We start from the raw sequence: 26603 nt of genomic DNA on the forward strand, positions 1-26603 counted from the left end.
GGTGAACTAAATGATTGATTCAAAAGTGATAGAAACCTTAAAGGAAAAAATCATGGTCATTCCCAATAATGAAAAATCAGTATATCTTGTTGGTCCGATCAATTTACCTGTAAATTTAGATGGTGAAACGAGCATTTTTCAATGGTACTGCTGGTTAAAATGTGAAAATATGGCTGGTCATTTTTGTGGGGATGGCACTTATGATACTGAAAAAATCATTGAAACCTTATCTTCATCAAATTTAGCAGAAATGCAGCAATCAAGTGTATTGATTTATGGAGATTTTGCAGGCGCAGAAGAGGCTTTAATTCGCTTACATAGTATTTGCCATACGGGTGATATTTTTGGAAGCAAACGTTGTGATTGTGGGTTCCAATTAAAGCAAGCGATGAAGATGATTGTCAACCATGGTGCTGGTGCATTATTTTATTTAGCCAATCATGAGGGGAGGGGAATAGGTTTATTTTCAAAGGCGATGGCTTATATTTTACAGGAAAATGGCCTCGATACCGTTGAAGCTAATTTACAGCTAGGATTTGTAGATGACGCCCGAAATTATTTTGATGCCATTCAAGTATTAAAAAAATTAAGAACGAAGCCAGTTACACTCATAACCAACAACCCTCGTAAAATGGACGCGTTAATTAATACGGGTGCAAACGTTGATAAACGAGTGGCGTTATGGGGTGATGTGTCTGAATATAACCGGAAGTACTTAGAAACGAAAATTGTTCGTTCAGGGCATTTGCGGAATCAGGACGATCAAGTCTAAAAAAAGAGAGATTGAAAAAATGATATAGGCTAATCTTTAATCATTTTTTCAATCTCATGTCCATCAAGAACTTTTTCTGAAACCAACTCACAGGATACAATCAATCTTTGTTTATCTGAACGTTCCGGGTGACAAGTAATCAGTGTGACCATTGATTTTTCCTTGATCGGATATATGACTTCAACATTGGAGGGGTCAACGATTTTTTTATCAATCACTTTATAAGTTAATACTTTGTTTTGTGTGTATAACGTCATTTTGTCATTTTTACCCAGTTCGTCTAAACGATTGAAAAACTGTCCGTAAGTAAAGGAGCGGTGGCCGGCAATTGCGAAATTTGTGTTCATTTTGCCAAGTTCATGGGTGGAGGAGCTTGATGGAAGATGTCCAACCGCAAATTTTATTTGTTCTGGTCCAGCTCCTTCTGTCATTGGAGTTTTTAATTCGATTTTTGGAATTTCTAAAATGCCAATCGTATCGCCTTCTTTTGGTGCCACACCTGTTTTTTCATTTGGCGCTGTCTCGGTAAAAGATAATGATGTGTATTCCTCTACTAATTGCTTCTGTTCAAAATATGTCTTTCCTTTTACATAAACAATAAAGATTAACACTGCTATTCCTGTAAAAATAAATAAGTTTCCTAGTTTCTTCATCATTTTCACCACCTTATTAAAAAAAAGGAGGGTGATCAGCCCTCCTGGATGTAAAAATTAATCCTTATTACACAAATGAAAAATTAAACTTGATTAGCAAGCTTTACTTACATTAAATCTTCTTAAAGCGATACCAACGGATAATAACAATGCAGAAAGCATTAATAGAATGCTAGCGTCCATTACAGAACCTGTTTTAGGTAATGTGTTGTCAGCGTTGTCAGTTTTCACTTCATTGTTATTCTTGTTGTTATCGTTTTTAGTATCGTTGTTAGGAGTTTGTTGTTGATCTCCTGGGTTATTGTTGTCGTCACCAGGGTTTTGATTGTCATCACCAGGGTTGTTGTTGTCATCACCAGGGTTGTTGTTGTCATCACCAGGGTTGTTGTTGTCATCACCAGGGTTTTGATTGTCGTCACCAGGGTTTTGATTGTCATCACCAGGGTTTTGGTTGTCATCACCAGGGTTTTGATTGTCGTCACCCGGATTTTGGTTGTCATCACCAGGGTTTTGATTGTCGTCACCGTTTGTTGGGTTTTTAGTATAATTCTCTTCTTCAAGAACACCAATATGTTGATCGCCAATGATTGGAGTGTCTTTAGTATCAACGATTACTAAACCGCCATGTTCCCAAGTGTACTCATCAGTAACAACTTTTTCCTTTTCAATAACACCAACATGAGCATCTCCGATAGGAGTATCCTTTGCATCTACGATTACTACACCAGTATGAGTATATTCATAGTCTTCAGTAATGATTTCTGTTCCTTCAAGAACTCCTGCGTGAAGGTCACCAAGAACTGGTGATTCAACGTCAGCAATTACTAAACCGCCGTGAGTATATTCTACATCTTCAGTTTGATAGTGTTCAAGTTCACCAACACCAGCGTGAACATCACCAACAACTGGAAGGCTTGTATCTACAGTTACTAGTCCACTCTTAGTATGAGTAGCATCTTCAGTAGTAGAGTTATTAGCTTCAATTACACCTACATGAGTATCACCGATTAGTGAATCCTTTAGGTCAACTCCTAGTACACCACCAGAAGTAGTTGTACCATCTTCAGTTACAACTTCTTCTTTCCCAAGAAGATCTAAACCTAAGTTTCCAACGATAGGAAGGTTTAAGTCGACATTAACTAAAGAGCTTTTAGAAAAGCTAGTAACACTTGGGTCAATTCCTTCAGGATTTCCAGTAACAACTGGTGCACTTGTAGGGATAACTGGCGTTTCTAGAGCTGTAGCAGCTACTTCTTCAGTAGCAGCAACTGGTGCTGCAAGTGTTGATAACACGTTTTGTGCTGCAACCTGTTCAACTACAGGAGTAACATTTGTTAATTCTTTTGTTACATCAAGCTCTTCTGCGCCTGCATGACCTCCGAATAATGATAGACCTAAAGCAAATGCTCCAGTATAGACAATACTTTTTAACGATTTAACAACAGTTTGTTTTTTCATGATTATCTCCTTCTTCTTAATTATTTTTATATGGCTAAGAAGAAGGGAGCTATCGGTGGCTGAACTGGTGGAGACTCAGTCCACTGTGTAGACAAGGTTTTTAAAACGCCCTGTGTCTCGTTGTTTTTTGACACTTCAAGGTTATAGCCAAAGATTAGGTCTGCAAATGTTCCTGAACCTCCGCTAAGACCTGCAGTACTTGAAGAAGTGCTGCTGCTTGAAGCAGAAGGAGCGGATACCGCTACAGTGATACCTGTTGAATCGGCTGTTTTTTTGTTTAATTTCTCTATCTCTAATCCTAATTGCGCCGTTTCATCAACATCTTGATATAATACTGAATGATTTCCATCATCTTGTAATGCTTGTAAGAATTCACCAACAGGAGAATTGATTACGTCTAATAAGTCAAGACTTTGACTATCAGTAGAAACGGTATTATCTGCTAAATCAGTTTGTGTAGCATCCTGTTGTGATTGAGATTCATTACCGCCAATCTCTTTTCCTGGAACAGTTTTTCCTGGATCGCTACCTTTTTCACTAGGAGTAGGAGTGCCTGTACCTGGTAATGAAGGACCGATCACGACTGGCGGAATATATTTATCGCCAGGATTCTCGAATTCCCCAACACCAACGTGGACATCACCTACAGGTGAATCCTCTACATCAACGATAACAAGACCTCCTGAAGAAGTTTTACCTTCATCAGTGACGACTTCGTTATACTCACCGACGCCAATGTGTTGATTGCCCAATATGTCGTTATTAACATCAGCTACTATTAATCCTGTATGAATTTCAGTTCGTTCAGGGCTGATTAGTCCGGATACTTCGCCAATACCTGTGTGAATATCACCAATTAATGGAGCACTAACCCCAGCCGATACTATGCTTCCTGCATAGGTCGTAGTGTCGCCTGAAACAGTTTTGCTACTTTCAAGTACGCCAACATTGGTTGTTAATAACGAGTTATTAATACCTAAATTGACAAGGCTTGCACTTGAAGCAAATCCATCTTCTGTAAGATTCTTCGTATTAGAGAGCAATCCGACATTCAAGTTACCTAAAAGTGCTGAATCAGTTACAGCGAGTCCAAGTAATCCAGCTTGAACTGATGATTCACCATTACCAGCTTGAACTGATGGTCCTGAAAATAAATCCAATCCAACGTTACCAAGTGAGCCTAATCCTAGATTAAGATTTAGTAAATTTGAACCGGGTTCAGAAGCATCGATGCTTAATAATGATGTTGGCATACTAGAGTTACTGCTTTGGCCGCCTAACAGATTAATATTTAAGCCTAACAAACCAATACTTAATAACGGCTTTGGTCTTGGTACATCAGTTGATGGTCCTTCGTCAACCGAAGTTACGTTAGTAGGGGTATTAGGAATCACAGAATTTGAAACTGTGTAGGTTGGAGCAGCTTGTGCTTCAGTTTCACGAATAACATTTCCCGATTTGACCTCTTGAGTAACAGCTTGTGAAGTTTCAACTACTGCTGTTTCAACCACTTGAGCTGCGGCGTCCAAATTTTCAGATGTTACTTCAACTTGGTTAGCCTGTTCATTGGTTGAGCTTGACTCTGAATCTGAATCTTTCACCAATAAGCTTCCTAGTCCATCAATAATATTTGTAAGTTTATGTAAGCCTAACAAAGATTGATGAGAAGAATATGAATTTGAATTAGGGATAGAGTCAACGGTTCCTCCTTTTTCTTCAGCTTGTACCATTGAAGGAGCGGTAAAGATAAACAAGGTAGACAAAACGTAAAAAATCCGTTTTTTCATCTTTTTTCACCTCCTCTTCAATTAAATAAAGTTAAATGCCAAAATGTGACATTAATCACTTTGATACAAGTCTAATAAAAAATTTGATAATTTTCAACATAAAAAATTGTTTTAATTTTTTAGTGTGTAAAAGTTTCGTGATTTTCTGCGAAAAATGTTTATATTTGTAAAAAATCTTTAAAATTCAATGAACTGTTTTCATAACAGAGAAATGGTAAAATAAATCATGTTGTACTTGCAGTCTATTATGTTTGGAGATGGTAATCATGAACAATCAAAAAGAAATTAAACTCATCGCATTAGATATGGATGGTACACTGCTAAATGAAAATGGGGAAGTGTCGGCTGCTAATCGAGAAACAATCAAAGCAGCTCAAGCTAAAGGTGTGCATGTTATCTGTAGTACTGGTAGATCGATTATTACTTCGCGTGATTATATAAAGGATTTAAACCTAAGTTCTTACCATATCGCCGTAAATGGAAGCGAAATATGGGATGAAAATGGAGAGCTGATTTTGCGCAAAATGATCGATTGGGAGCATATAAGTTGGATGTACAATCTAGCAAAAGAATATCGTGTGCATTATTGGGCAGCAGCAACCGATCGCGTTTGGCGAAGAGAAATGCCAGACGATATTGAAAATCACACTTGGCTGAAATTTGGATACGAAATTCCAGACGATAATATTCGTGGGCAAATTATTAAACAGCTACAAAACAAGGGAGATTTATTTGAAATAAGTAATTCCAGCCCAATTAATTTAGAGATTAATACAAAAGGTGTAAATAAAGCTTTTGGAGTGGAAGTGGTTTGCCGGCAATTGGGGATTTCTATGGGGGAGGTATTGGCAATCGGTGACAGCTTAAATGATTTGTCGATGATTAAAGCTTGTGGTATCGGGGTAGCGATGGGGAACGCGCAGGATGCTGTGAAAAAGGAAGCAGATTGGATTACCGAAACCAATCGTGAGGATGGAGTGGCAGTAGCCATTCGAAGATGGGTATTGTAGTCATTTAACCAACAGATGTTATTTGTCCTTTTTAACAAGCTTGACGATTCTGTAACCTGGTTTCATTTTTATTTTTTCTGTCCCTGAGTTGGTTTTCACTTGAAAAATCGTGAACTGTTTCGGTTGATAATCTAGGACATCAATTTTAATTACACCTTGTTTGGCAAAGCGTTTCTCAAGTTTTTTTAGCTGCTTATCACGCTTTTCACCAAAGAGAAGGTCGTAAGTGTACATAACTATGATGAGCAAAGGAATTCCAACGATTATCGTATACAGGATAGAGGTTATCATGGCTATTAGAAGTCTTCCTTTCTAAATGATCTCGATTTGTTAACTAGTGCTATATTCTTACCAAAAACTCATAATACTATAAGAAAAAGCAGTAAAAATCCACAATTGGAATTTTACTGCTTTTCTATGTCTAGCTGCAGGCGCCATCGGCTCGAGGTCATAAGCCAATCCGACTAGATGGTTAAAAAGCAAACCCTCTAGTCGGCCCGTCTTATGCTTGTCGCCGATAAACGGGCGCCTTCCGCTTTTCTATTTCTAGCTGCAGTGGCTAGCCCCTCGAACGCTTCGGTCAATCAGTTGAAGTCAAAAAGCCGACTTCAGCTGCTTGACCTCCAGCGTTGGTCGGGGCTGAGCAAGCCACTTCCGCTTTTCTATGTCTAGCTGCAGGCGCCATCGGCTCGAGGTCATAAGCCAATCCGACTAGATGGTTAAAAAGCAAACCTTCTAGTCGGCTCGTCTTATGCTTGTCGCCGATAAACGGGCACCTTCCGCTTTTCTATTTACATATGATGTCCGAATGACATGACCCAGATGGAGCCGGCTACAGTGACAATTGCGATGAAAAAGGCATATGCAATATTGATAACATTGGCTTTTCCATCTTCACCTTCATTCATATGCATGAACATATATAGTTGAAGACCAGCTTGAATTACAGCTAAAGTACCGATTACCCCAATAATCGCTTTAACAGGGAGCGATGTTTTAAATGCTAAAAATACAGCGGCAAATGTTAGTATCAGGGAAGTCAAAAAGCCGATGACGTGATTAATCGGAAAGCCCTTTGCATTTTGTTCCATGTTAAGACACCATCCTTGCTAAATAAACAAATGTAAAAATAAAAATCCAGACAACATCTAGAAAATGCCAATATAAACCAATAATAAACACTTTACGAGCAGTAACTGGAGTTAATCCTCTTTGCAAAAGCTGGATGATAATTAACACTGCCCAACCAATTCCTAAGCTGACATGTAATCCATGTGTTCCTAGGAGGACAAAGAAGCTTGATAGGAAGGCACTTGTTTGCATTGTAGCACCTTCACTCACATAATGAATAAATTCTGTGACTTCCATATAAATAAAACCAGCACCGAGCAGCAATGTTATCACTAACCACGTTAATAAACCTTTAAGGTTAGCTCTGCGCATTTCATAGATTGCTAGACCGCAAGTGAAACTACTCGTAAGCAGAAGAACCGTTTCAATCAGGATATCTTTTAAAATAAAGATATCTTGTGGGGTAGGTCCTCCAGCATGTCGCTCACCTAAAACACCGTATACTGCGAAAAGGGTAGCAAACAGGACGATTTCAGCACCTAAGAAAATCCAAAAACCAAAGATATTTAAGCGATTTTGTTCCGTCTGATATTCTAATGGTAATGTTGCATCAAGCTTAGCTGACATGATTTTTCACCTCTTCATCAACCTTTTTCCATTTGCCCTCAGTTTGGATGATTTCATCGATTTGTACATGGTAGCCATCGTTATAATCGAAGGAACGAGCTATTAGGCATGCGATAATTCCAATAGAGGCAACTGCAGCTGCAATTTTCCACTCAAAAACAAGGAAGAAACCAGCTACTCCAAAGACGACACTCATAATGAATGGCAAGCCAGTATTACTTGGCATGTGGATTTCTTTGTATTCTTTGTCTTCATAATGCATGTCGATATTGTTTTTCTTCATATACCAAAACGCATCGAGTGAATTTACTTCCGGTTGAATCGCAAAGTTGTAATGCTGAACAGGGGAAGCGGTAGCCCATTCAAGCGTGCGTGCATTCCAAGGGTCAGAGGAAATATTGCGATCTGCAAAACGAGCGCTCCAGTAAATGTTATAGACTAAAGCAGCGAATCCAGCAGCAAGGATAACAGAGCCAATCGCTGAAACTAAGAACAATGGTGCGAAGCCTGACTCAGCCGAATAAGTGTAAGCACGGCGGACAGCACCATCAAGACCTAAGAAGAACATTGGCATAAACGTCACATTAAACCCAATTGTGAATAACCAAAAATGCCATTTTCCAATTTTTTCATTTAACATAAAGCCAAACATTTTAGGCCACCAGTAATAAAGCCCAGCAAATACCGCAAATACAACACCAGGAATTAATACGTAGTGGAAGTGGGCAACTAGAAACAGCGTATTATGATATTGATAGTCGGCTGCACCCATCGCAAGCATAACACCCGTAACCCCACCAATTATAAAGCAAGGTACAAATGCTAGTGCCCAAAGCATAGCAGTTGAGAATTGAATCCGTCCTTTTCTCATTGTGAAAAGCCAATTGAAAACCTTAACACCAGTAGGAATCGCAATCATCATCGTAGTTATTGAGAATACAGAGTTAACAGCAGGTCCTGCGCCCATTGTATAGAAATGATGAACCCAAACGAGCATGCTCAAAACAGCAATTGCAACGATCGAAACGACCATTGATTTATAACCATATAAAGTTTTGCGCGAGAATGTTGATATGACTTCAGAAAACATACCAAATGCAGGGAGGACAACGATATATACTTCAGGATGTCCCCATAGCCAAAATAGATTTGCCCAAAGCATATCAAGACCGCCACCAGATAAAGTGAAAAAGTGTGTACCAAAAATACGGTCAAAGGTCATGAGTGCTAATGCAACCGTGAAGATAGGGAATGAAGCAACAATAATAACCGAAGCGATAAATGATGTCCAAGTAAACATCGGCATTCTCATCAAGGTCATGCCTTTTGTTCTCATTTTTAGAATTGTCACAATAAAGTTAATTCCGGTCATTAATGTACCAATACCGGCTATTTGCAAGGCGATTGCATAATAGTTATTTCCAATGCCTGGTGTGAATTCTTTACCGGCCAGTGGGAAATAAGAAGTCCAGCCTGCGTCAGGTGAACCGCCGACTACAAAGGAAATGTTGAAAAGCATCGCTCCGACAAAGAAAAGCCAAAAGCTTAGCGCGTTCAGTTGCGGGAAAGCGACGTCCCGCGCACCAATTTGCAGAGGTATTACCACGTTCATAATTCCGATTAAGAGTGGCATAGCTGCAAACAGTATCATAATAACGCCATGTGTTGTGAAAATTTCGTTATAGTGCTGAGCATCTAAAAATTGCATATCGGGACGTGAAGTTTGGGCCTTCATTAATAGCCCATCAACTCCACCGCGGAAAAACATTAAGACGCCAGAAAGGATATACATAATCCCGATTTTTTTATGGTCTACAGTCGTAATCCATTCTGTCCATAACCAGCGCCATTTTTTAAAATAAGTAACACCAGCAACAATTCCAACCATTGATAGTAAAATCGAAATCTGGGATCCAATAATTAACGGATCACCATTCAGCATGAAAAATTCCTTCCAATTAATGTCCATGCTGTACACCTCCATCATCGTGGTTCATATCATGTTTCTCAGAGCTTTCAGATTCATCTTCTTCTTTAAAAATTTCACCTTGGTAACCATGTGTTTTATAGAGCTCTGGGTTTGTGTAGGTTTTAGAGTCCATTTCAGCGTGGTTAACCCATTCTAAATGCGTATTTGAATAAGTAAGTCTACCTAAATGAGTCGGCTCTAATAATTCTTCATATTTCTTTTCTGTAAGCTTAGGAGCAGTTTTTTTAACGTCCTTCACCCAGTTTTCGAAATCTATTTCTGTTTGCGCCAGAACCTCAAATTCCATTTCAGCGTAGCCACGACCATTAAAATTTGTGTTTCTGCCAAAGTAAGAGCCAGGATGATCAGCGACAACGTACATTTGCGTTTCCATTTTATTCATTGTGTATTTTTGACCTGCAAGGGCAGGAATCCAAAATGATTGCATTGTTCCGGCTGAGGTCAATTTAAATTGAACAGGGCGATCTTCGGGTATATTTACGTAGTTTACTGTTTCAATGCCTTGTTCAGGGTAACTAAAAATCCATTTCCAATCAGCAGAAGTAACATGAACGATAAGGGGCTCTTTTTCTTCATATCCTTCTGGTACCTTTTCGAGAGCATAGATGGTTTTTACAGTAGGAATTGTTAAGGCGATCACAATAAGAATGGGTATTGCGGTCCAAATAATTTCGAGAAGGGTACTGCCGTGTTCCTCAGGGGGCTCATAATCCTTGTTTTCTGGCTTCTCTCGATATTTCCAAACAATGTACCCAAATAGACCAAAAACAACAACAACGACGAGTAACATAAATATTAGTGACCAGTTGATTAAATCTAAAATGCTTCGTGCGACTGGACCCTGTGGGTCAAATACGACCATTTTAGAATCACATCCACTTAGTAGCAACAAGGATGTGATGGTAAGGAATGCAATGAATATCAGTTTGGGGGCTTTCATTTTGTTTCTCCTTTCATTAATGTAAAGTAGTTATTTTTAAATTTTAAATATTAAATAAAAATTATTATTACTGAATAATAACTATTAACACTATACGTACGATGATAACATAAAAAACCAGGCAATAAAGGAGGAAAAGTGAACAAAGTTTGACTAATTTGTGACAAAGGTCACAAATGACAAACTTGGAAATTTGGAATAATGTTGCAGTGGTGATAAAACAGGAAAAAGATGAGGAATGATAACAAAAAGGTAACCTAGGACACTCAAAATGCATTATAATTTTCTCTATAAAAATAAACCTGGGAGAGGATTTTACAAGTGGATAATTGGACTGATACAATATTAGGTTTCTTTGATATAAATTGGGAAACTGTAAAGGACTATTTCGTTTCATTAATCATGACAGGAATTATCTCCTATATAATCATACGACTGCTCCGTTTTTTTCTTTATCAGTTTTTTAAAAGGACCAATATTATTGATGAGAAAAAAGAAAGTACAATTTTAAGTGTTGTACGAAACACTGCGAACTATGTTTTGTTTTTTTTAGTTCTTTTTGCGGCAATTCAACCGTTTGTTGGTAACTTAAAAGATTTCATCATGGCAGGGGGGATTATTGCCGCGGTTGTTGGTTTTGGTGCTCAAAAGGTCATAAATGATTTGTTAAGCGGTATGTTTATTATTTTTGAGCGAACGATTCAAAAAGGAGATTTTATTCAGATTAATGAAGAGCAAGAGGGCGGAACTGTTGAGGAATTAGGCTTTAGGGTAGTCAAAATACGATTAATAAATGGGAAGCTAGTGACCGTTTCCAATGGTGAAATTCGTAAGCTTGTGAATGGTTCAGTTGAAATGAGGCGCGTGTTTGAAAGTGTTATTGTCTCATTTAACGAAAACCCACGAAAGGTAAAAGAGTTGTTGCAAGCAGTTTGTGATGAGTTAAATGAAAAACACCAGGACTTTTTGTTAGTTGATCAAGTGACGGGAACCTATCGTGAGCCCTATCAATTATATGGTCTGCACTCATTGGACGCGAGTCCGATTGGGTATAAATTTACGATTACGGCGACTGTAAAGGATGTCAATTACTTGTTGGTAGCACGGGAAGCGAAGGAATTGCTTGCACAAAAAATGTATGATCATCGAATTTTAATGCCGGCTCAGCTAATAACAATGCAACAACACGAACGAGAAACTTCTTATATAAAGTGAAACTACCATCAGTGGGTTTTTCTTCAACCCCACTGATGGTTAGTTGAACTAACCGGACCTCTATGGGCAGTTTATCCCCCACCAATCTTCTTTGTATACTCATAATCTTGAGGTGGGGGTATTACTGCCCGTTAAGGCGGGATAAAATAAAAAAGCTGCAAAATTGCAGCTTTTTTATTTTATGATACTTTTTCGACATCTTGGACAAAGGCTTTTTGAGGTCTAAACTCGCCTTCCCATTTGGAGATAACCGCTGCTGATAACGAATTTCCAACAACGTTAACGGCCGTCCTTCCCATGTCAAGAATCCGGTCAATACCCGCAATAAAGGCAAGTCCTTCTACAGGAATGCCGACCGTTCCAAGCGTTGCCAATAAGACTACAAATGAAACGCCTGGTACGCCCGCAATCCCTTTTGATGTAAGCATTAACACTAACATAAGCGTAATTTGATCTATGATCGACATATCAATTCCGTACATTTGCGCAATAAATATTGCTGCTAATGCCTGGTACAATGTTGAGCCATCAAGATTAAAAGAATATCCTGTAGGAATTACGAAAGAGGTAATTGATTTTGGACAACCGAATTTTTCCATCTTTTCTATTAATTTTGGAAGGACCGTTTCAGAACTTGCTGTACTAAATGAGAGAATTAATTCATCTTTTAACATTCTAATCATGCTAAAGAAGGGAATTCCATGCAATTTTGCAATACCACCCAGTACGACAAAAACAAAAAACAACATTGTTCCATAAACAACAATAATAAGTTTTCCAAGGGGAATAAGTGATGTGACGCCGAATTTAGATACAGTTACACCAATTAAAGCAAAAACGCCAAACGGTGCAAACTTCATAATTTGGTTCGTAACGTAAAACATTGCATCAGCTGTGCCTCGGAAGAAATTCAACACAGGCTTTCCTTTTTCACCAACGGCAGCAATTCCAATTCCGAAAAAGACAGAAAAGAAGATGATTGCAAGCATGTCGCCGTCCATTAGTGATTGAAAAATATTTGTTGGGACAATATTTACAAAAGTATCCATAAAACTGTGTTGGGCTGTAGTTTCTGTCGTTTCGACATATTTGGTAATATCGGTTTTCGTTAGCTCACCCATATCAATGCCTTTTCCGGGCTGAAAAATATTTGCGGCCAATAAACCAACTATAATGGCAATGGTTGTTACAATTTCGAAATAAAGAAGTGTTTTGCCACCAAGTTTTCCGAGCTTTTTCATGTCACCCGTTCCAGCAACACCAACAATTAGACTTGCAACTACGATTGGAATTACAATCATCTTTATCAGTCGGAGGAAAATATCGCCGATTGGCTGTAAATAGGTTTGTACCGCAGGATTACCGTAAAAAGCTGCCCCTACCGCAATACCCAATATTAGTCCAATGAAAATTTGAATGGCTAATCCATATTTTTTCAACTAATCACTTCCTTTTATATGTTTGATTTTATTATTCTACAAAAATATATCCTATCAGAAAATAGTTGTTTTTCAAATGCAAGAATTGGCAAAAACGGCTAGACAAATAAATAAAATTATTCAGAACAAATAGGTAGTTGGCGCAATTCTAACTAATTGTAAATAAATCTTCATATGTTTTTGTATAATTTAAGAATATTTAAAAACTATCGTAAGAATAATTTTTCAAATTTTATAATTTAAATTGAAAAGTATTGTCAAAAAAAATTATTTAGTTTAGGAGGAGCCACTTATTTGAAATCTAGGGGAAATTATTTAATTAATGAACACACTGTTTGTATTGAAGGTAGGAATGACGAGCAAAATCAACCATACTCATGTGTAATAGAAGGAGACCAAAGTTTTGTCGTAAACATGAGTCCTGTGGAAATCATTGATTATAGTCTGCAATACTATTGCTCTAGCCTAAAAGGAGCCTGTGAAGGATCAAAGTCAGTTTTGGGAAATATAAGCATGCTTCCACTCGTTATTTATGCACCATTGGATCTCTATTGGTTTCCATGCTTTTCTCCTTATCGTTCAGACTGTACTTGGTTTGCATTAAGGAATATCCGAAACTATGAAGCGTTAGATCAAAAGACAACGATTGTACATATGAAATATGGCCATACAATTTGCTTAGCAATGAAGCGGGATCGTTTTGAAAGAAAATGGCAAAGGGCTACACATCTTCGTTACATAACTGAAGCGCGTATCGAAAAGGCTTCAACGATAAATTTTGAATAGATTAAAGGTATAAAATAGCAAAGGTCAAGATTTTTTGATATTGCCTTAATTAACGTATAAAGGAATAATAATCTGAGGAAAATCTGGTCCCTGACTGGATTTTCTTTTTTCTAAAATCGACACATGTTGTAAAAAAGATATATCGTAATAATGTTAATATTGTTTGTAAATGGTGAAAATATAGTAAACCGAATTGGTGAGGTGATGTGAATGAACAAAATAAAAGATGTATGGGATAACCTCAATGGATCTTATTACAGTGAATTAGCAGATTTTAAATTTGCCTTAGACCAATCCTCCATACTGGCCATCACTGACCAAAAAGGAATTATTAAATACGCAAATGACAAATTTTGTGAGATATCGAAATATTCCAAAGAAGAATTGCTCGGTCAGGATCACCGTATCATAAACTCGGGATTGCATTCAAAACAGTTCTTTCAAAACTTATGGAAAACAATCAGTAGCGGTCACGTTTGGAAGGGTGAGATTAGAAATCGAGCAAAAGATGGTCGGTTGTATTGGGTACATACAACAATCGTTCCGTTTCTAAATGACGAAGGGAAGCCTTATCAATATGTTGTAATTAGAACGGATATAACTGAGCAGAAAAAAGCAGAAGAAGAATTGAAAATCGCCTTTGAAAACGATTTTCGTACAACCGTCAAACACCTCCAAAATGCATTATTCAAACTACGTAAAAATGATCAGGGAAAGATTGTTTATACTTTTTTTGAAGGAAAACTAACAGAAAAGTTCGGGATGACTACTGAAAATGTTGCAAATAAAACACCTGATGAATTATTTGGTAATGAATTAGGTGATAACTTAGTGGGGAATTTTGAAAAAGCATTTCTTGGACAACCAAGTACTTTTGAATATAAAAGCCAAACAAACGATTTTTTTGTAGAGCTTTCCCCAATTGAAAAATCAGGTGTAATCATTGAAGTAGTTGGAACGGTAACAGATATTACCGACCTAAAAAAAACACAGGAAACAAACGAGTATTTAGCTTTTCACGATGCACTTACAGGTTTACCTAATCGCAGATCGCTAGTAAAACAACTAAAATCTTTCATTCTATCTAATCGGAATATCTGTCAAAATATAGCATTGCTTTATTTGGATTTTGACCGTTTTAAATATATTAATGACACATTCGGCCATCCATTTGGTGATAAAGTGTTAAAGGAGATATCTGGAAGATTTGGGCAAACCTTAAGTGAAAATGCAATACTATATCGGATGGGTGGAGATCAATTCGCCATATTACAAACGCATATAGAGGATAAAAATGAAGTGCTTTTGACTGCCAGAAATTTATTGGAAAGAGCGAAAATGCCTGTTATAATCGAAGAATATGAATTGTTCCTAACGGCAAGTATCGGCATTAGCTTTTTTCCAGATGATTGCAGCACTGCTGAAAAACTGATCTTAAATGCTGGATTGGCATTGAATCGGGCAAAGGATAATAAGCGAGATCATTTCGAACTTTATCAGCCAGAATGGGATGGATTGAATAAAAAAAATATCATATTTGAAAATAAGCTACGTAAAGCGATAAAGGAACAGCATTTTGAATTGTATTATCAACCGATTTATGAGTTGAAAACTAACACTATTGTTGGAGCCGAGGCGCTTATTAGATGGCATGAACCAGGTAGAGGACTCGTTTCTCCGTTAGAATTTATCCCGATTGCAGAAGAGACTGGTCTTATTATTCCAATAGGTGAATGGGTTATTAATGAAGCGTGTAAGCAAAATAAACAATGGCAGACTGGCGGGTATTCACCGTTAATACTTGGAATCAACCTTTCAGTTCGTCAATTCCTTGGGGATAATTTAATTGGAGTAATTGAAAACGCGTTAATAGAAAATGCATTAGATCCAAAATATTTTAATATAGAAATTACTGAAAGCATGACTATCCAAAATATTGAGGGTTACATGGAAAAACTAGTCAGACTGAAAGAAATTGGATTAAGTTTATCATTAGATGACTTTGGAACAGGCTATTCATCTTTAAGCTATTTAAAGAATATTCCAGTTGATTATTTAAAAATAGACCGATCTTTTATTAAAGATTTGGAACATAGTCCTCAAGATGCCGAAATTGTAAAGGGGATTATCGGGATAGCACATAGCTTACAATTAATTGTAATTGCTGAAGGTGTTGAGACGATAGCGCAAGCCGAGATTTTAACATCACTTAACTGCGATGAAACCCAAGGCTATTATTTTTCTAAACCATTGCCAGCTGTGGAATTTGAGCAGCTATTAAAACTCCAAAATTAAATTGAACAAAGGACTGGCTCATATCAGAGACAGTCCTTTGTTCATGACACTGGATTCGATACCTCTTGGTTTTTATTTTTCTGAAATTTAGACCGTGCAAAATCAACGAATAATAGCAGAAGCGGTATAACCAAGCCAAGAATGAAGGTAAACGGTGTCCAAACATGAATAATAAAGTCGTGAAAATATATGATATTTGGATAAAAAGTTATTGAAAATGCTTGAACAAAGAAGGCAAGGGGGAAAGTCAATATTTTATAATTATTTAATCGCAATGTTTGCGCGATACTTAAAGTGCATGCAAAGAAGGATACAACCGTTTTTAAAAAAAGCGTAATAAAAATTAACCCTCCAGAAATTACCTCAATCCTTTGAATAAAATTACCAATATCTATTTTTTGAGCTAACATAAAAGGGGCAAAGTTTAACCGAGACGTGGTATCTGCACCAAGCACTGATATAGATAAAGTGGTTATGACAATAATGATAATGCCGCCGATTATGGTTGAGATGACAAAATTCCAAGTGAATTTTTTTCGTTCATTTACAAATGGTGTAATCATTAGAAAAATAATGATATTTAAATAGGGAGCACCGAGAATGTCAAACGTCCCATGGAAAACTGGAGCCATCCCATTTTCTAAAACGGGAGTTAAATTATCGATTTCTATATGGGGTAAAAGGAAGAGCACCGCAAATAGTACAAATAAAATGATATGAGGAAAGAGCATTTCTGATGTTCTTCCAATTGGTTCTAATCCCAACTTTACGGCCATGATGATGGTTAGTAAAAATAATATTTCAATCGCCTGTATCGGTGTTTCGGGTAATATATGAGTCGTAATTAAATCGCCCACCACCCGAAGAAATGTAGTGGTTAATAATAAAAAAAACAGGAAATAAAGAATTGATATCGGGATTCCTAGCCATTTACCTAAAATTTTTTCAATCGTTTGGGGTAAGGTTAAGCTAGGGTATCGTTCAGCTAACACACCATTAATATAAGCAATTAATACGCCAATACCTAGTGCCAGAATTGCAGATAGCCAGCCGTCCTGTTTAGCGGTTATAGTGACAGTGGATGGCACAGTTATGATAGATGTACCGATTATATAGGTAATGATCAGGACAGATAGTTGCAAATTAGAAATTTTTCCATGTTCAATCATGATACTACCTCCTTTCTTACGCTAACATTCTTTCAATCCACAAACTGATAGGTTTAAATACTACAATGAGCCAATCGACTGGATTGGGAATCTTAACTCTTAAAGCCGATAATATTCCAAGAACCGTTCCGTTGACTAAGAAAAAGCAAAACACAAAAAGTTCTTTGTATGCTTTTTCTTTTTTTAGTTTTGGGACTTCAAAAAGTGCTATTACTAGACTTGTTAAGACAATGCCGGCTGAAGGTATCAAATTGTTACTCTCCCTGTATTTTGTTAGTGTAAGATTCGTTTGAAACACCTGTACGTCTAATGTTAAAAGTGGAATCGACGCTTACTTCTAGTTCTTGGAAATGCTCATCCCAATTATTTTTAAGTTTTTTCCATGCTTTTGGATCTGCTCGATGGATGACTTCGCCAAATCCATAAATATCGACACCGAGTTCTTGGGCTTTTTTTATGGAAGAAGTTATGATGTCCTCATTTACCATATTTACTGCTTTTTCTAGTTTTTTAATGGATTCAGGGTTTGTTAGATTAATTCTACAGGCAACCTCTCCAATATTGGCCTCTGCATTGATTTTAATATCTATATTTGGCTTCCCGTTGATTACTTTCCCGGATACCTTTGACTTCGAACGAACAATCTCAATCACGAGGCTTTTACCATCAGGACAGGGTATATCACCAACTGTATTCGTTACATTGTCAGTAATATAATTCAATCCTTTACTTTCTTTTTCATTAAGCCAGCCAACTAGCTTATCTGTTTTGAAAACAGCAATGTTTTTATACTGGAGGCGAGCGTATGGTTCAATTCTTGTTACATTATCCATAGTAGCTGCCTTATCAACATTTCCCTTTATCGTAATACCCGTTAAGACAGCATTCTTTCCTGCAGCGGTTATGTCCGCGATTAGTTCATCCATTTGCACTGCGACAGTAGGAGCCCAAGCTGATTCTGATGATTCTAATGAAGCATGTAGCTTGTTAGCAGGAATTTTTTCAAGTGATGTAAGATTTTCAAGAACATCTTTTGCTTTTATGTCCTTTGACACGACAATATAAAAGTCCTTACGAAATTCCGGGTCCCTCGTTAACATTTCCAGTGGTTTACTAATCCCTTCCTTGGCCAGCTCCTCTCCGACCACGAGCATTTGAAGATGAGAGAAATAAAGTTTACGTGGACTGATGGTTGTCATTCTTCGTATAGCTTCAAAAATATATTGACCTTTTTCTGAATATGTTGTGACAGGGGTGCGTCCACTTCCACCTTTTTGAGAAGCAACTTCACTAGGCTCTACAACTTGAGCTGTAATCTCATATCCTGCATCACCTTTATCGATAGACATGGCTACTACTAAGGCGAGCTCGTTTAATTCTCGACGGTTCCAGCATCCTGTAAGAATGAGGAGACAAGGAATAAAAATCAGGAAAAATAATATGTTTTTCATTCATTTCGTCCCTTTCCTTCGAACTCAAACCTTTAATGTTTTTGCCGTTTTAGGTTGTTTTGATTGATTAAACGTGGTCGTGACAGCATTTTCCAATGTGGAAATCTTAATAATGTATCGCGCTGATCCTCTAAAATAAATGGTCCAAATGGGGACATGTAAGGAATGCCAAATGATCTTAAGCTATTTAAATGTAGTAGAAGTGCCAAAAGACCAAGTGTAATTCCATATAACCCGAAGGATGCCGCTAACCCCATCATTCCAAATCGAAGCATCCGAACAGAAATTGCCATATTATAGGCCGGAAATACGAAATTAGCTATGGCTGTAATGGATACCACGATGACCATTGAGGCTGAAACAATCCCCGCTTCAACAGCCGCCTGTCCCAAGACCAATGCGCCAACGATGGATACAGCTTGCCCAACTGCTCTCGGCATTCTAATTCCAGCTTCTCGCAAAATTTCAAAGGTTACTTCCATCATGATTGCTTCAACAAAAGCAGGAAATGGAACACCTTCACGTTGAGCCGCCAAGCTAATTAGTAATGGCGTTGGCAGCATTTCTTGATGATAGGTAGTGACAGCTATGTAGAAGGAAGGTCCAATTAATGCGATTAAAAAACAAGTAATTCGCAGAATTCTTAAAAGCGTTGCAATATCGGCGCGTTGATAATAATCCTCTGCGACTTGAAAGCTTTGGATAAACAGAGATGGTACAATGAGGACAAATGGAGTACCATCAACAACGATGGCGACACGGCCTTCTAACAGACAGCCTGCCACTACATCTGGACGTTCTGTATTATAAATGGTTGGAAAAGGTGTATAGGTTTCATCCTGTATCAATTCCTCGATATATCCGCTTTCTAAAATTCCGTCAATATCAATCCTATCTAAGCGACGATGTACTTCTTCGACAATACTATCGGTGACAATTCCTTTTATGTACATCACTGCCACATTTGTTTTTGTCACTTTACCAATCTTTTTCTGCTCGCAAAGAAGATTAGCATCGTTTATTTTTCTTCTAATTAGTGCTGTGTTAGTCCGGAAATTTTCAGAAAAACCTTCTCGTGGACCTCGAACAACGGTTTGAGAGGCTGGTTCGGTAACGCCGCGGTCTTCCCAACCGAGCGTTGATGCTGAAATCGCCATTTTGTTTCCATCGATAATAATTACGGTATTCCCTGTTAAAACGGCATTATTAAGCTCGTGAAAGTCCGGTATTTCCTTAATATCACCAATTGTTAATTTGCTTTTTTCAAACCATCTCAAAATATTATTAGATTCCAGTGTGTGATTTGCTAGCACTTCATCGAACGGCTCATTCATCAGCGGGTCCAGGATGAAATGCTGTATCATATTCGAATCGGCTAGGCCGTCAGTATAAATAATCGCTGCATTGAGCTTGTTTTCTTGACCAATTTTGAATTCCCGAATAATAACATCTTTACTTTTTTCAAAGGTACTGCGAATGATTTGTATGTCATAATCGAAATCACCTGTAATTTGCAAAGCAACAGAAAGTTCCTTTGATCGTGAGGGTTTCTCTTGATTTTTTAATTTAATATTTTTACGGATTCTACGAAATGTTCGCATTCAAGCTAAGTCCTTTCACAACATCTATAATGTTAGCAGTTCCCACTATTCACCTTTTTCATGCTAAAATATTGGTTAAAAAACAAAGCTTACCAATTTGCTTGTAAGAAATAGTAGAAAAAGCTTGAAAGATGTCAAAATTATGATATTGTATAAAATAATTAAATAAATCAATCATTTCACACTGGGGGTGCCGGGCAATGGCCGGCTGAGATAAAGATCCAATATCTTTGACCCTTAAACTTGATCTGGGTAATACCAGCGTAGGGAAGTGTATTCATTCTTGTATACATAAACAGATTCCTTTTGCTGGAGTCTGTTTTTCTGATAGTATAGGAATTTATAAAATTTTACGTTGTGAATAACTTTTTCAACGTTAAATTAGTCCAGCTACAGCGCCTAGGGGCTCGGGGTCACAAGTCAATCCCTTCCGGAAATCAGGATTTCCTGCAGGGCTCGCCTTGTGCCTGTCGCCCCTGAGCAAGGTGCTTGCGCTTTTGTTCCTTCAATGCAGATTTAGTTTGCCTCCCAGTGTGTAGATACTGGGAGGTTATTTTTTTGAGAAAAACTCAGAAGTTAACACTAACTGCAATGCTGATTGCAATTGGAACATTGACTAGTCATGTGTTTTTTATTCCATTAGGGGTTGTAAAGGTGTTTCCGATGCAACATTTTATTAATGTTTTGTCAGCTGTGCTATTAGGGCCATATTATGCAGTGGCACAAGCTTTGTCTGTATCGTTATTACGAAATATTATGGGGACTGGTTCGGTATTTGCTTTTCCAGGGAGCATAGTTGGTGCGTTCCTAGCCGCTTACTTATATAAAAAATCTGGTAAAGTATTGCTCGCTTATGCTGGGGAAGTGGTTGGTACAGGCATTATTGGCGCTATATTGTGCTACCCGATTTCAATTCTTTTTCTTGGCAAGGAAGCAACTTTATTCGGTTTTATTCCTGCATTTATTATTAGTTCTTTCGCAGGAGCTACAATTGGGTATGTCATATTGAAGGTATTTATGAAAAATCCTGCGGCAGCTCGGAAAATAGCTGAGGCAAACTTGAATCAAAGAAGTTAATGTTTATGAAATGTTGTAACAATAAGGAGGAAAAACGTCAATGAATACAACCATTAACCCTGATTTAGAAAAGTTAATTGGTCAGGTCGATGTACGACAAAATGAATTGATAGAGTTAGTCAAAGCGCTTATTTCTTATAAAACACCTGCTCCTCCGGCACGAAATACGGCCCAGGCGCAGCAGTTTATTGCCAATTATTTAGAAAAACTAGGATTTTCCATTGATATGTGGGATGTGTATCACAATGACCCAAACGTGGTTGGGACCTTAACTGGAAGTGTCCCAGATAAATATCAGAGCTTAATTATTAACGGTCATGTCGATGTTGCGGAAGTTAGTGAAGATGAAGAGTGGGAAGTTGATCCGTTTACTCCAATTGTAAAAAATGGAGCCATAATTGGTAGGGGAGCGGCAGACATGAAGGGTGGTCTTGCCGGTGCGTTATTTGCGATTAAAATATTGCGTGATGCAGGTGTGGACTTGCCGGGTAATCTATTATTTCAATCGGTAATAGGTGAAGAAGTAGGAGAAGCGGGGACTTTGCAGTGCTGTGAACGTGGATATAATGCTGATTTTGCTGTCGTTGTCGATACGAGTGATCTTCAGATTCAAGGTCAGGGTGGAGTCATCACTGGATGGATTACGGTAAAAAGTAAGCAAACCTATCACGATGCGACGCGGAGAAATATGATTCATGCCGGTGGAGGCTTAGTTGCTGCAAGTGCAATCGAAAAAATGATGAAAATTATTACAGGATTACAGGAATTGGAGCGACACTGGTCGATTACAAAAAGCTATCCAGGCTTCCCGCCAGGTACAAATACGATTAATCCTGCGGTGATTGAAGGTGGAAGACACGCAGCATTTATTGCCGATGAATGTCGTTTATGGATTACTGTTCATTACTATCCAAATGAACATCATGAGCAAATTACAAAAGAAATCGAAGAGCATATTATACAGGTTGCAAATGCTGACCTGTGGTTGAGAGAAAATCCGCCTACATTTAAGTGGGGTGGAACTTCAATGATTGAAGATCGTGGTGAAATTTTTCCTTCATTAGAATTAGATCCAAGTCACGCAGGTGTGCAATTGTTGGCCCATTCACATCAAGCAGTCACAAAAGCTCCTGCCAAGCTGGATGTATCGCCATCGGTCACTGATGGAGGTTGGTTTGGTGTTGCGGGTATTCCTGCTGCGATATATGGTCCTGGGGATTTAGACAATGCGCATCGTATGAATGAGCAGGTTTCGATTGAACAATTACTAGACTTCACAAAGGTAATGGTGAAATTCATTTATCAATGGTGCCATACAGAAAAAGAGGAGAAGAATGATGAAATTTAGTGAACGATTATACGAAAAATTACAACATATTTGGCGGAAAAATCATGCACATCCGTTTGTCAAAGGAATGGGGGACGGTAGCTTAGACCCACAGAAATTCCGGTTTTATATGATTCAAGACTATGTATATTTAATTGATTATGCAAAATTATTTGCGTTAGGTGCGGTAAAAGCTACAGATGTGGCAACAATGGCTAAATTTGCTAGATTACTAGATTCTACTTTACATGAAGAAATGGCGCTCCATCGTAGCTATGCTGAAAAATTCGGCATCAGTGAATCTGAATTGGAGACAGCAAAGCCTTCACCCATCACATTAGCTTACTCTCACTATATGCTTCATGTGGCCAATAATGGAACACTGTCAGAGCTAGTCGCAGCATTATTACCGTGCATGTGGAGTTACTGGGAAATTGGCAAGGAATTAAGTGGAAATCCAGGTGCTAGTGAACACGAGTTGTATGGTGAATGGATAAAAAATTACGCATCAGATGAATTCGGCACACTTGCACTATGGTGCATTGACTTACTCGATGAACTTACTGTTGGAAAACCTGAGCAGGAACTGGCGCGTTTAGAAGAGATTTTTCTTAACACAACTCGTTATGAGTATATGTTTTGGGATATGGCATGGAATGAAGCGATGTGGCCAACAGATGAACAGTAATCTCGCAGTTGAGTTTGCGAATGTGACATTCCGATATAAACAACAACAATCTAACATGGACCAAAGCCCGATATTGAAGGATTTTAATCTTCAAATCAACAACAATGAATTTGTCAGTATTATCGGACCGAGTGGATGTGGGAAAAGTACATTATTTCGAATTATCACCGGACTTGAAGAACCCGAACAGGGTAACGTACTAATCAATGGTCAGACGTACCAATCGCGTCTTGGTCAAGTCGGTTATATGCCACAGCAAGACTTACTTATGCCATGGCGAACAATACTTGAAAATGCGAAACTCCCGCTTGAATTAAAGGGAATGAAAAAGGAGTATGCTGAATCCTTGGTGCTGCCACTGTTTGAAGAATTTGGTTTAAATGGTGTCCAGGATAAATATCCTAGTGATTTATCAGGTGGAATGAAGCAAAGGGTTTCATTTTTACGAACAAATCTCACAGGGAGTAATGTCCTACTCTTGGATGAACCGTTTAGTGCGCTAGATGCTATTACTAGATTAAGCATGCAGGAATGGCTCCTAGCACAGTGGGAGAAAAGGAAAAAAACAGTGCTTTTTATTACGCATGATGTTGATGAAGCGTTATTCCTATCAGATCGAATCCTGATTTTTACGGAAACTCCAGTTGCAAGTTTACGAGAAATCGTGGTGCCGATAAATCGCCAACGCTCGCTTCATGATTTACATAGTCCAGAAATGATTGATTTGAAGCAAAATCTTATTGAACAGCTTCGATTGAAGGTGGCGCTATGAAGTCGCAGAACCACTTTATGGCTCCTGTATTGTTGGTGCTTGTGCTCGGAATGGGTTGGGAAATCGGCGCGCGTATCATCGCCATGCCATTTATTTTGCCGGCACCAACAGAAATTGCCAGTAAGCTTTGGGAGCTCCGAACGACACTCCTGCTCGAGCATTTACCCGCAACGTTAATGATCGTATTGATAGGACTTTTGATATCAATTGTTTTAGGTGTTGGGTTGGCGATATCGATGCACGCAAGTAAAACAGTCCAGCGGGCTTTTTACCCACTAATGATCGTCTCACAAACGATTCCGACAATTGCCCTAGCACCAATCTTCGTGCTGTGGTTTGGTTATTCGATTTGGAGCAAGGTGGTCGTGACGGTTTTGATTACCTTTTTCCCGATTGTGGTGAATACGTTTGACGGATTGCGGTCGAGCAATAAGGAATTGCGGGAATTGATGCTGACAATGGGGGCGAAGAAAAAGGACATTTTCCTAAAGCTCGATATTCCTTCAGCACTGCCATTCTTTTATTCTGGCTTGAAGGTGGCGTTTCCGTTAAGCGTCATTGGCGCAGCGATTGGTGAATGGCTCGGTGCTCAAGCAGGTCTTGGTTATTTTAGTAGAAGGATGATGACGCAGTTTGATGGCGCAGGAGTATTCGCACCGATTATTCTCCTGTCATTACTTGGAATTGTTTTGTTTTTATTGGTTATTTTGATGGAAAAAAGAACATTTAGATGGAGGAAATAGAATGAAAAAGTGGATTTTAGCGTGTATTAGCGTCATGCTTGCTTTCGTTATGACAGCTTGTGGAGCGAAGCAGCAAGAAGGTGTGTCGAAGGATGAAAAATCAGAGGACCTATCTCAAATTGATATCATGTTAGATTGGTATCCAAATGCGGTTCATAGCTTCTTATACGTTGCAGAGGAAAAGGGATATTTTAAAGAGGAAGGCGTAAAAGTAAACATTCAGTTTCCGGCGAATCCAACAGATCCATTGAATTTGGCAGCTGCCGGGAAAATTACAATTGGTCTTTATTATCAGCCAGATGTCATTATGGCTCGTACTAATGAAGATATTCCAGTAAAATCAATCGGAGCAATCGTCCGTTCGCCATTAAATTCAGCGGTTTTCTTAAAGGATAGCTCGATTCATTCTCCAAAGGATTTAGAAGGGAAAACGGTCGGGTATCCAGGCACGCCATTAAATGAAGTATATCTTGCAGAAATGATTAAGCACGATGGTGGAAATCCCGATAAAGTGAAATTGGTGGATGTTGGTTTTGAGCTTGTATCGACTCTTGCTACGAAAAAGACAGACGCTGTGATTGGGGCTTATGTAAATCACGAAGTTCCTATCTTAAATGCGAAAGGAAGTAAAGTTGATTATTTTGATCCAACACAATACGGGGTGCCAAGTTATTACGAATTAGTTGCGGTTACTGGTGATAAAACTTGGGAAAAAGAACAAGCTGAGATTAAAGCGTTTTGGCGCGCAGCTTCAAAAGGCTATGAGTTTATGAAGAAAAACCCGGATGAGGCATTGGCGATTCTCTTGAAATATCAAGACGAAACGAACTATCCTTTAGATGAAAAAATTGAAAAGGAAAGCTTAGAAATACTGTTACCAAAAATGGAATCAGAAGCGGGCTTTGGAAGTCAAACCGAAGAGTCTTGGCAGGAAACTGCGAATTGGTTTAAGGATAAAGGTTTGCTTAATAAAACAGCCCAGATCGATGGCATGTTTGTGAACCTGGTAGAATAATAATGAATATAAGGCTCCAATGTTTATGTAGCTGATATTATCGATAATCATACTCCGACATGTTGGTTTGAAAAATAGATAATGGAGGCTGACTGCATGATGGATGAGCGTACGTTCAGAAAGGCAATGGGAAAATTCGCAACAGGCGTAACGGTGATTACAACTGAGGCTGAGGGTGTTATTCATGGAATGACAGCAAATGCATTTATGTCCGTATCATTATCACCGATGTTAGTAGTCGTGTCCATTGGTGGAAGAGCGCAGATGCTCTCGAAAATAAAGCAGAGCCAAAAGTTCGCAGTGAATATTTTGGCTGCTGATCAGCAGGAGCTTTCGATGATTTTTGCCGGCCAAATCAAGGATAAACGAGATGTCGAGTTTAGCAGGTTAGCTGATTTACCAGTCATTGATGGGGCGCTAGCACAGGTGGTTTGCGAGGTTGTTAACGAGCACGTCGAGGGCGATCACACACTATTTATTGGTAAGGTGATTGATCTATTTGTTCAAGAAGAAGGGGAGCCACTTCTTTACGTCAACGGGCAATATCGTTAGAGGTGTTTGAGGGCAAAGGGGTTTACCCACTTATGTGCCCTAAAATCTAGAATAACATTAAAAGAGGGTACTTAGGAGTTTGCTAAGTGCCCTGTTTTTCTACGCATATTGAAAACAGGGCACTAAGAGAGGTAATAAGTGCCCTATTTTTAATGCTAAATCGAA

General features: G+C 38.4%; 26 protein-coding genes and 1 riboswitch. Of the genes, 12 read left to right on the forward strand and 14 right to left on the reverse strand.

Annotated features, from left to right (window positions below):
* Positions 1–10 precede the first annotated feature (10 nt).
* Positions 11–772 (forward strand): GTP cyclohydrolase II, encoded by a 762-nt coding sequence (locus FXW34_RS04405; RefSeq protein WP_147532759.1) that lies wholly within the window; start codon positions 11–13, stop codon positions 770–772.
* Between the two features lie 29 nt (positions 773–801).
* On the opposite strand, the gene FXW34_RS04410 is transcribed toward FXW34_RS04405, so the two are convergent.
* The 3 genes from FXW34_RS04410 to FXW34_RS04420 all read right to left on the reverse strand — a co-directional run bounded on the left by FXW34_RS04410 (position 802) and on the right by FXW34_RS04420 (position 4670).
* Positions 802–1428 (reverse strand): class D sortase, encoded by a 627-nt coding sequence (locus tag FXW34_RS04410; RefSeq protein ID WP_147532760.1) that lies wholly within the window; start codon positions 1426–1428, stop codon positions 802–804.
* 90 nt (positions 1429–1518) lie between these two features.
* Positions 1519–2883: an LPXTG cell wall anchor domain-containing protein gene (locus tag FXW34_RS04415; RefSeq protein WP_147532761.1), complete on the reverse strand. Its 1365-nt coding sequence runs from the start codon at positions 2881–2883 to the stop codon at positions 1519–1521.
* A gap of 26 nt (positions 2884–2909) precedes the next feature.
* Entirely contained in the window at positions 2910–4670 is a 1761-nt protein-coding gene (locus FXW34_RS04420) for a hypothetical protein (protein ID WP_147532762.1), read from the reverse strand.
* A gap of 257 nt (positions 4671–4927) precedes the next feature.
* On the opposite strand from FXW34_RS04420, the gene FXW34_RS04425 reads away from it, so the two are divergent.
* Positions 4928–5680 carry a Cof-type HAD-IIB family hydrolase gene (locus tag FXW34_RS04425; RefSeq protein WP_425457401.1) on the forward strand — a complete coding sequence of 251 codons (753 nt, stop codon included), beginning with the start codon at positions 4928–4930 and terminating at the stop codon, positions 5678–5680.
* Positions 5681–5698: 18 nt separating this feature from the next.
* On the opposite strand, the gene FXW34_RS04430 is transcribed toward FXW34_RS04425, so the two are convergent.
* From FXW34_RS04430 to qoxA, 6 genes are all read right to left on the reverse strand, one after another.
* On the reverse strand, positions 5699–5971 hold the full coding sequence (locus FXW34_RS04430) for a hypothetical protein (RefSeq protein ID WP_147532764.1): 273 nt from the start codon (positions 5969–5971) through the stop codon (positions 5699–5701).
* A gap of 289 nt (positions 5972–6260) precedes the next feature.
* Positions 6261–6410 carry a hypothetical protein gene (locus FXW34_RS22805; protein ID WP_187118826.1) on the reverse strand — a complete coding sequence of 50 codons (150 nt, stop codon included), beginning with the start codon at positions 6408–6410 and terminating at the stop codon, positions 6261–6263.
* 61 nt (positions 6411–6471) lie between these two features.
* Positions 6472–6771, reverse strand: coding sequence for a cytochrome aa3 quinol oxidase subunit IV (gene qoxD, locus FXW34_RS04435; RefSeq protein WP_147532765.1), 300 nt, complete (start codon positions 6769–6771; stop codon positions 6472–6474).
* A 1-nt stretch (position 6772) separates the two neighbouring features.
* Positions 6773–7378 carry a cytochrome aa3 quinol oxidase subunit III gene (gene qoxC / locus FXW34_RS04440; RefSeq protein ID WP_147532766.1) on the reverse strand — a complete coding sequence of 202 codons (606 nt, stop codon included), beginning with the start codon at positions 7376–7378 and terminating at the stop codon, positions 6773–6775.
* Positions 7368–9347 (reverse strand): cytochrome aa3 quinol oxidase subunit I, encoded by a 1980-nt coding sequence (qoxB, locus tag FXW34_RS04445; protein ID WP_147532767.1) that lies wholly within the window; start codon positions 9345–9347, stop codon positions 7368–7370. Before qoxB ends, qoxC begins: the two co-directional genes overlap by 11 nt.
* On the reverse strand, positions 9337–10308 hold the full coding sequence (qoxA, locus tag FXW34_RS04450; protein WP_147532768.1) for a cytochrome aa3 quinol oxidase subunit II: 972 nt from the start codon (positions 10306–10308) through the stop codon (positions 9337–9339). Before qoxA ends, qoxB begins: the two co-directional genes overlap by 11 nt.
* Positions 10309–10629: 321 nt before the next feature.
* On the opposite strand from qoxA, the gene FXW34_RS04455 reads away from it, so the two are divergent.
* Positions 10630–11523: a mechanosensitive ion channel family protein gene (locus FXW34_RS04455; protein WP_147532769.1), complete on the forward strand. Its 894-nt coding sequence runs from the start codon at positions 10630–10632 to the stop codon at positions 11521–11523.
* A 179-nt stretch (positions 11524–11702) separates the two neighbouring features.
* Here FXW34_RS04455 and FXW34_RS04460 read toward each other — a convergent pair whose 3' ends face one another.
* On the reverse strand, positions 11703–12962 hold the full coding sequence (locus FXW34_RS04460; RefSeq protein WP_147532770.1) for a cation:dicarboxylate symporter family transporter: 1260 nt from the start codon (positions 12960–12962) through the stop codon (positions 11703–11705).
* 294 nt (positions 12963–13256) lie between these two features.
* Between FXW34_RS04460 and FXW34_RS04465 the strand changes: the two genes are divergently transcribed.
* Together FXW34_RS04465 and FXW34_RS04470 are read left to right on the forward strand one after the other, a co-directional pair.
* The gene (locus tag FXW34_RS04465; RefSeq protein WP_187118827.1) at positions 13257–13748 is read left to right on the forward strand and encodes a competence protein ComK; all 492 of its coding nucleotides are present in this window, start codon (positions 13257–13259) and stop codon (positions 13746–13748) included.
* Between the two features lie 210 nt (positions 13749–13958).
* The gene (locus tag FXW34_RS04470) at positions 13959–16043 is read left to right on the forward strand and encodes a sensor domain-containing protein (RefSeq protein WP_147532772.1); all 2085 of its coding nucleotides are present in this window, start codon (positions 13959–13961) and stop codon (positions 16041–16043) included.
* Between the two features lie 41 nt (positions 16044–16084).
* Here FXW34_RS04470 and FXW34_RS04475 read toward each other — a convergent pair whose 3' ends face one another.
* Genes FXW34_RS04475 through FXW34_RS04490 form a run of 4 tightly spaced genes read right to left on the reverse strand, consistent with a single transcriptional unit; the run spans position 16085 to position 20264 of the window.
* The gene (locus FXW34_RS04475; protein WP_147532773.1) at positions 16085–17212 is read right to left on the reverse strand and encodes a GerAB/ArcD/ProY family transporter; all 1128 of its coding nucleotides are present in this window, start codon (positions 17210–17212) and stop codon (positions 16085–16087) included.
* A 16-nt stretch (positions 17213–17228) separates the two neighbouring features.
* Positions 17229–17462, reverse strand: coding sequence for a hypothetical protein (locus FXW34_RS04480; protein ID WP_147532774.1), 234 nt, complete (start codon positions 17460–17462; stop codon positions 17229–17231).
* A gap of 4 nt (positions 17463–17466) precedes the next feature.
* The gene (locus FXW34_RS04485) at positions 17467–18663 is read right to left on the reverse strand and encodes a Ger(x)C family spore germination protein (protein ID WP_147532775.1); all 1197 of its coding nucleotides are present in this window, start codon (positions 18661–18663) and stop codon (positions 17467–17469) included.
* A 32-nt stretch (positions 18664–18695) separates the two neighbouring features.
* Positions 18696–20264 carry a spore germination protein gene (locus FXW34_RS04490; RefSeq protein ID WP_147532776.1) on the reverse strand — a complete coding sequence of 523 codons (1569 nt, stop codon included), beginning with the start codon at positions 20262–20264 and terminating at the stop codon, positions 18696–18698.
* A gap of 176 nt (positions 20265–20440) precedes the next feature.
* Positions 20441–20551, forward strand: a riboswitch (TPP riboswitch).
* Positions 20552–20822: 271 nt separating this feature from the next.
* Between FXW34_RS04490 and thiW the strand changes: the two genes are divergently transcribed.
* The 7 genes from thiW to FXW34_RS04525 all read left to right on the forward strand — a co-directional run bounded on the left by thiW (position 20823) and on the right by FXW34_RS04525 (position 26438).
* A complete protein-coding gene (thiW, locus tag FXW34_RS04495; protein ID WP_147532777.1) occupies positions 20823–21341 on the forward strand; it encodes an energy coupling factor transporter S component ThiW in 519 nt (172 codons plus the stop codon).
* A gap of 40 nt (positions 21342–21381) precedes the next feature.
* Positions 21382–22689, forward strand: coding sequence for an acetylornithine deacetylase (locus FXW34_RS04500; protein ID WP_147532778.1), 1308 nt, complete (start codon positions 21382–21384; stop codon positions 22687–22689).
* A complete protein-coding gene (gene tenA / locus FXW34_RS04505; RefSeq protein ID WP_147533034.1) occupies positions 22679–23356 on the forward strand; it encodes a thiaminase II in 678 nt (225 codons plus the stop codon). The genes FXW34_RS04500 and tenA overlap by 11 nt, the downstream gene beginning before the upstream one ends.
* Positions 23346–24128 carry an ABC transporter ATP-binding protein gene (locus FXW34_RS04510; protein WP_147532779.1) on the forward strand — a complete coding sequence of 261 codons (783 nt, stop codon included), beginning with the start codon at positions 23346–23348 and terminating at the stop codon, positions 24126–24128. Before tenA ends, FXW34_RS04510 begins: the two co-directional genes overlap by 11 nt.
* Positions 24125–24871, forward strand: a complete 747-nt coding sequence (locus FXW34_RS04515; RefSeq protein ID WP_147532780.1) for an ABC transporter permease — start codon at positions 24125–24127, stop codon at positions 24869–24871. The genes FXW34_RS04510 and FXW34_RS04515 overlap by 4 nt, the downstream gene beginning before the upstream one ends.
* 1 nt (position 24872) lies before the next feature.
* Positions 24873–25886 (forward strand): ABC transporter substrate-binding protein, encoded by a 1014-nt coding sequence (locus tag FXW34_RS04520; protein ID WP_147532781.1) that lies wholly within the window; start codon positions 24873–24875, stop codon positions 25884–25886.
* 99 nt (positions 25887–25985) lie between these two features.
* The gene (locus tag FXW34_RS04525; protein WP_147533035.1) at positions 25986–26438 is read left to right on the forward strand and encodes a flavin reductase family protein; all 453 of its coding nucleotides are present in this window, start codon (positions 25986–25988) and stop codon (positions 26436–26438) included.
* Positions 26439–26603 lie beyond the last annotated feature (165 nt).

The organism is Bacillus marasmi (assembly GCF_902168435.1).
GTDB classification, from domain to species: domain Bacteria; phylum Bacillota; class Bacilli; order Bacillales; family Cytobacillaceae; genus Bacillus_BU; species Bacillus_BU marasmi.

Bases quoted from the DNA above. Each gene is read 5' to 3' on its own strand.
- FXW34_RS04405 (WP_147532759.1), top strand. From the start codon at position 11: ATGATTGATTCAAAAGTGATAGAAACCTTAAAGGAAAAAATCATGGTC.
- FXW34_RS04410 (WP_147532760.1), bottom strand. From the start codon at position 1,428: ATGATGAAGAAACTAGGAAACTTATTTATTTTTACAGGAATAGCAGTG.
- FXW34_RS04415 (WP_147532761.1), bottom strand. From the start codon at position 2,883: ATGAAAAAACAAACTGTTGTTAAATCGTTAAAAAGTATTGTCTATACT.
- FXW34_RS04420 (WP_147532762.1), bottom strand. From the start codon at position 4,670: ATGAAAAAACGGATTTTTTACGTTTTGTCTACCTTGTTTATCTTTACC.
- FXW34_RS04425 (WP_425457401.1), top strand. From the start codon at position 4,928: ATGGTAATCATGAACAATCAAAAAGAAATTAAACTCATCGCATTAGAT.
- FXW34_RS04430 (WP_147532764.1), bottom strand. From the start codon at position 5,971: ATGATAACCTCTATCCTGTATACGATAATCGTTGGAATTCCTTTGCTC.
- qoxD (WP_147532765.1), bottom strand. From the start codon at position 6,771: ATGGAACAAAATGCAAAGGGCTTTCCGATTAATCACGTCATCGGCTTT.
- qoxC (WP_147532766.1), bottom strand. From the start codon at position 7,378: ATGTCAGCTAAGCTTGATGCAACATTACCATTAGAATATCAGACGGAA.
- qoxB (WP_147532767.1), bottom strand. From the start codon at position 9,347: ATGGACATTAATTGGAAGGAATTTTTCATGCTGAATGGTGATCCGTTA.
- qoxA (WP_147532768.1), bottom strand. From the start codon at position 10,308: ATGAAAGCCCCCAAACTGATATTCATTGCATTCCTTACCATCACATCC.
- FXW34_RS04470 (WP_147532772.1), top strand. From the start codon at position 13,959: ATGAACAAAATAAAAGATGTATGGGATAACCTCAATGGATCTTATTAC.
- FXW34_RS04475 (WP_147532773.1), bottom strand. From the start codon at position 17,212: ATGATTGAACATGGAAAAATTTCTAATTTGCAACTATCTGTCCTGATC.
- FXW34_RS04485 (WP_147532775.1), bottom strand. From the start codon at position 18,663: ATGAAAAACATATTATTTTTCCTGATTTTTATTCCTTGTCTCCTCATT.
- FXW34_RS04490 (WP_147532776.1), bottom strand. From the start codon at position 20,264: ATGCGAACATTTCGTAGAATCCGTAAAAATATTAAATTAAAAAATCAA.
- FXW34_RS04500 (WP_147532778.1), top strand. From the start codon at position 21,382: ATGAATACAACCATTAACCCTGATTTAGAAAAGTTAATTGGTCAGGTC.
- tenA (WP_147533034.1), top strand. From the start codon at position 22,679: ATGAAATTTAGTGAACGATTATACGAAAAATTACAACATATTTGGCGG.
- FXW34_RS04510 (WP_147532779.1), top strand. From the start codon at position 23,346: ATGAACAGTAATCTCGCAGTTGAGTTTGCGAATGTGACATTCCGATAT.
- FXW34_RS04515 (WP_147532780.1), top strand. From the start codon at position 24,125: ATGAAGTCGCAGAACCACTTTATGGCTCCTGTATTGTTGGTGCTTGTG.
- FXW34_RS04520 (WP_147532781.1), top strand. From the start codon at position 24,873: ATGAAAAAGTGGATTTTAGCGTGTATTAGCGTCATGCTTGCTTTCGTT.
- FXW34_RS04525 (WP_147533035.1), top strand. From the start codon at position 25,986: ATGGATGAGCGTACGTTCAGAAAGGCAATGGGAAAATTCGCAACAGGC.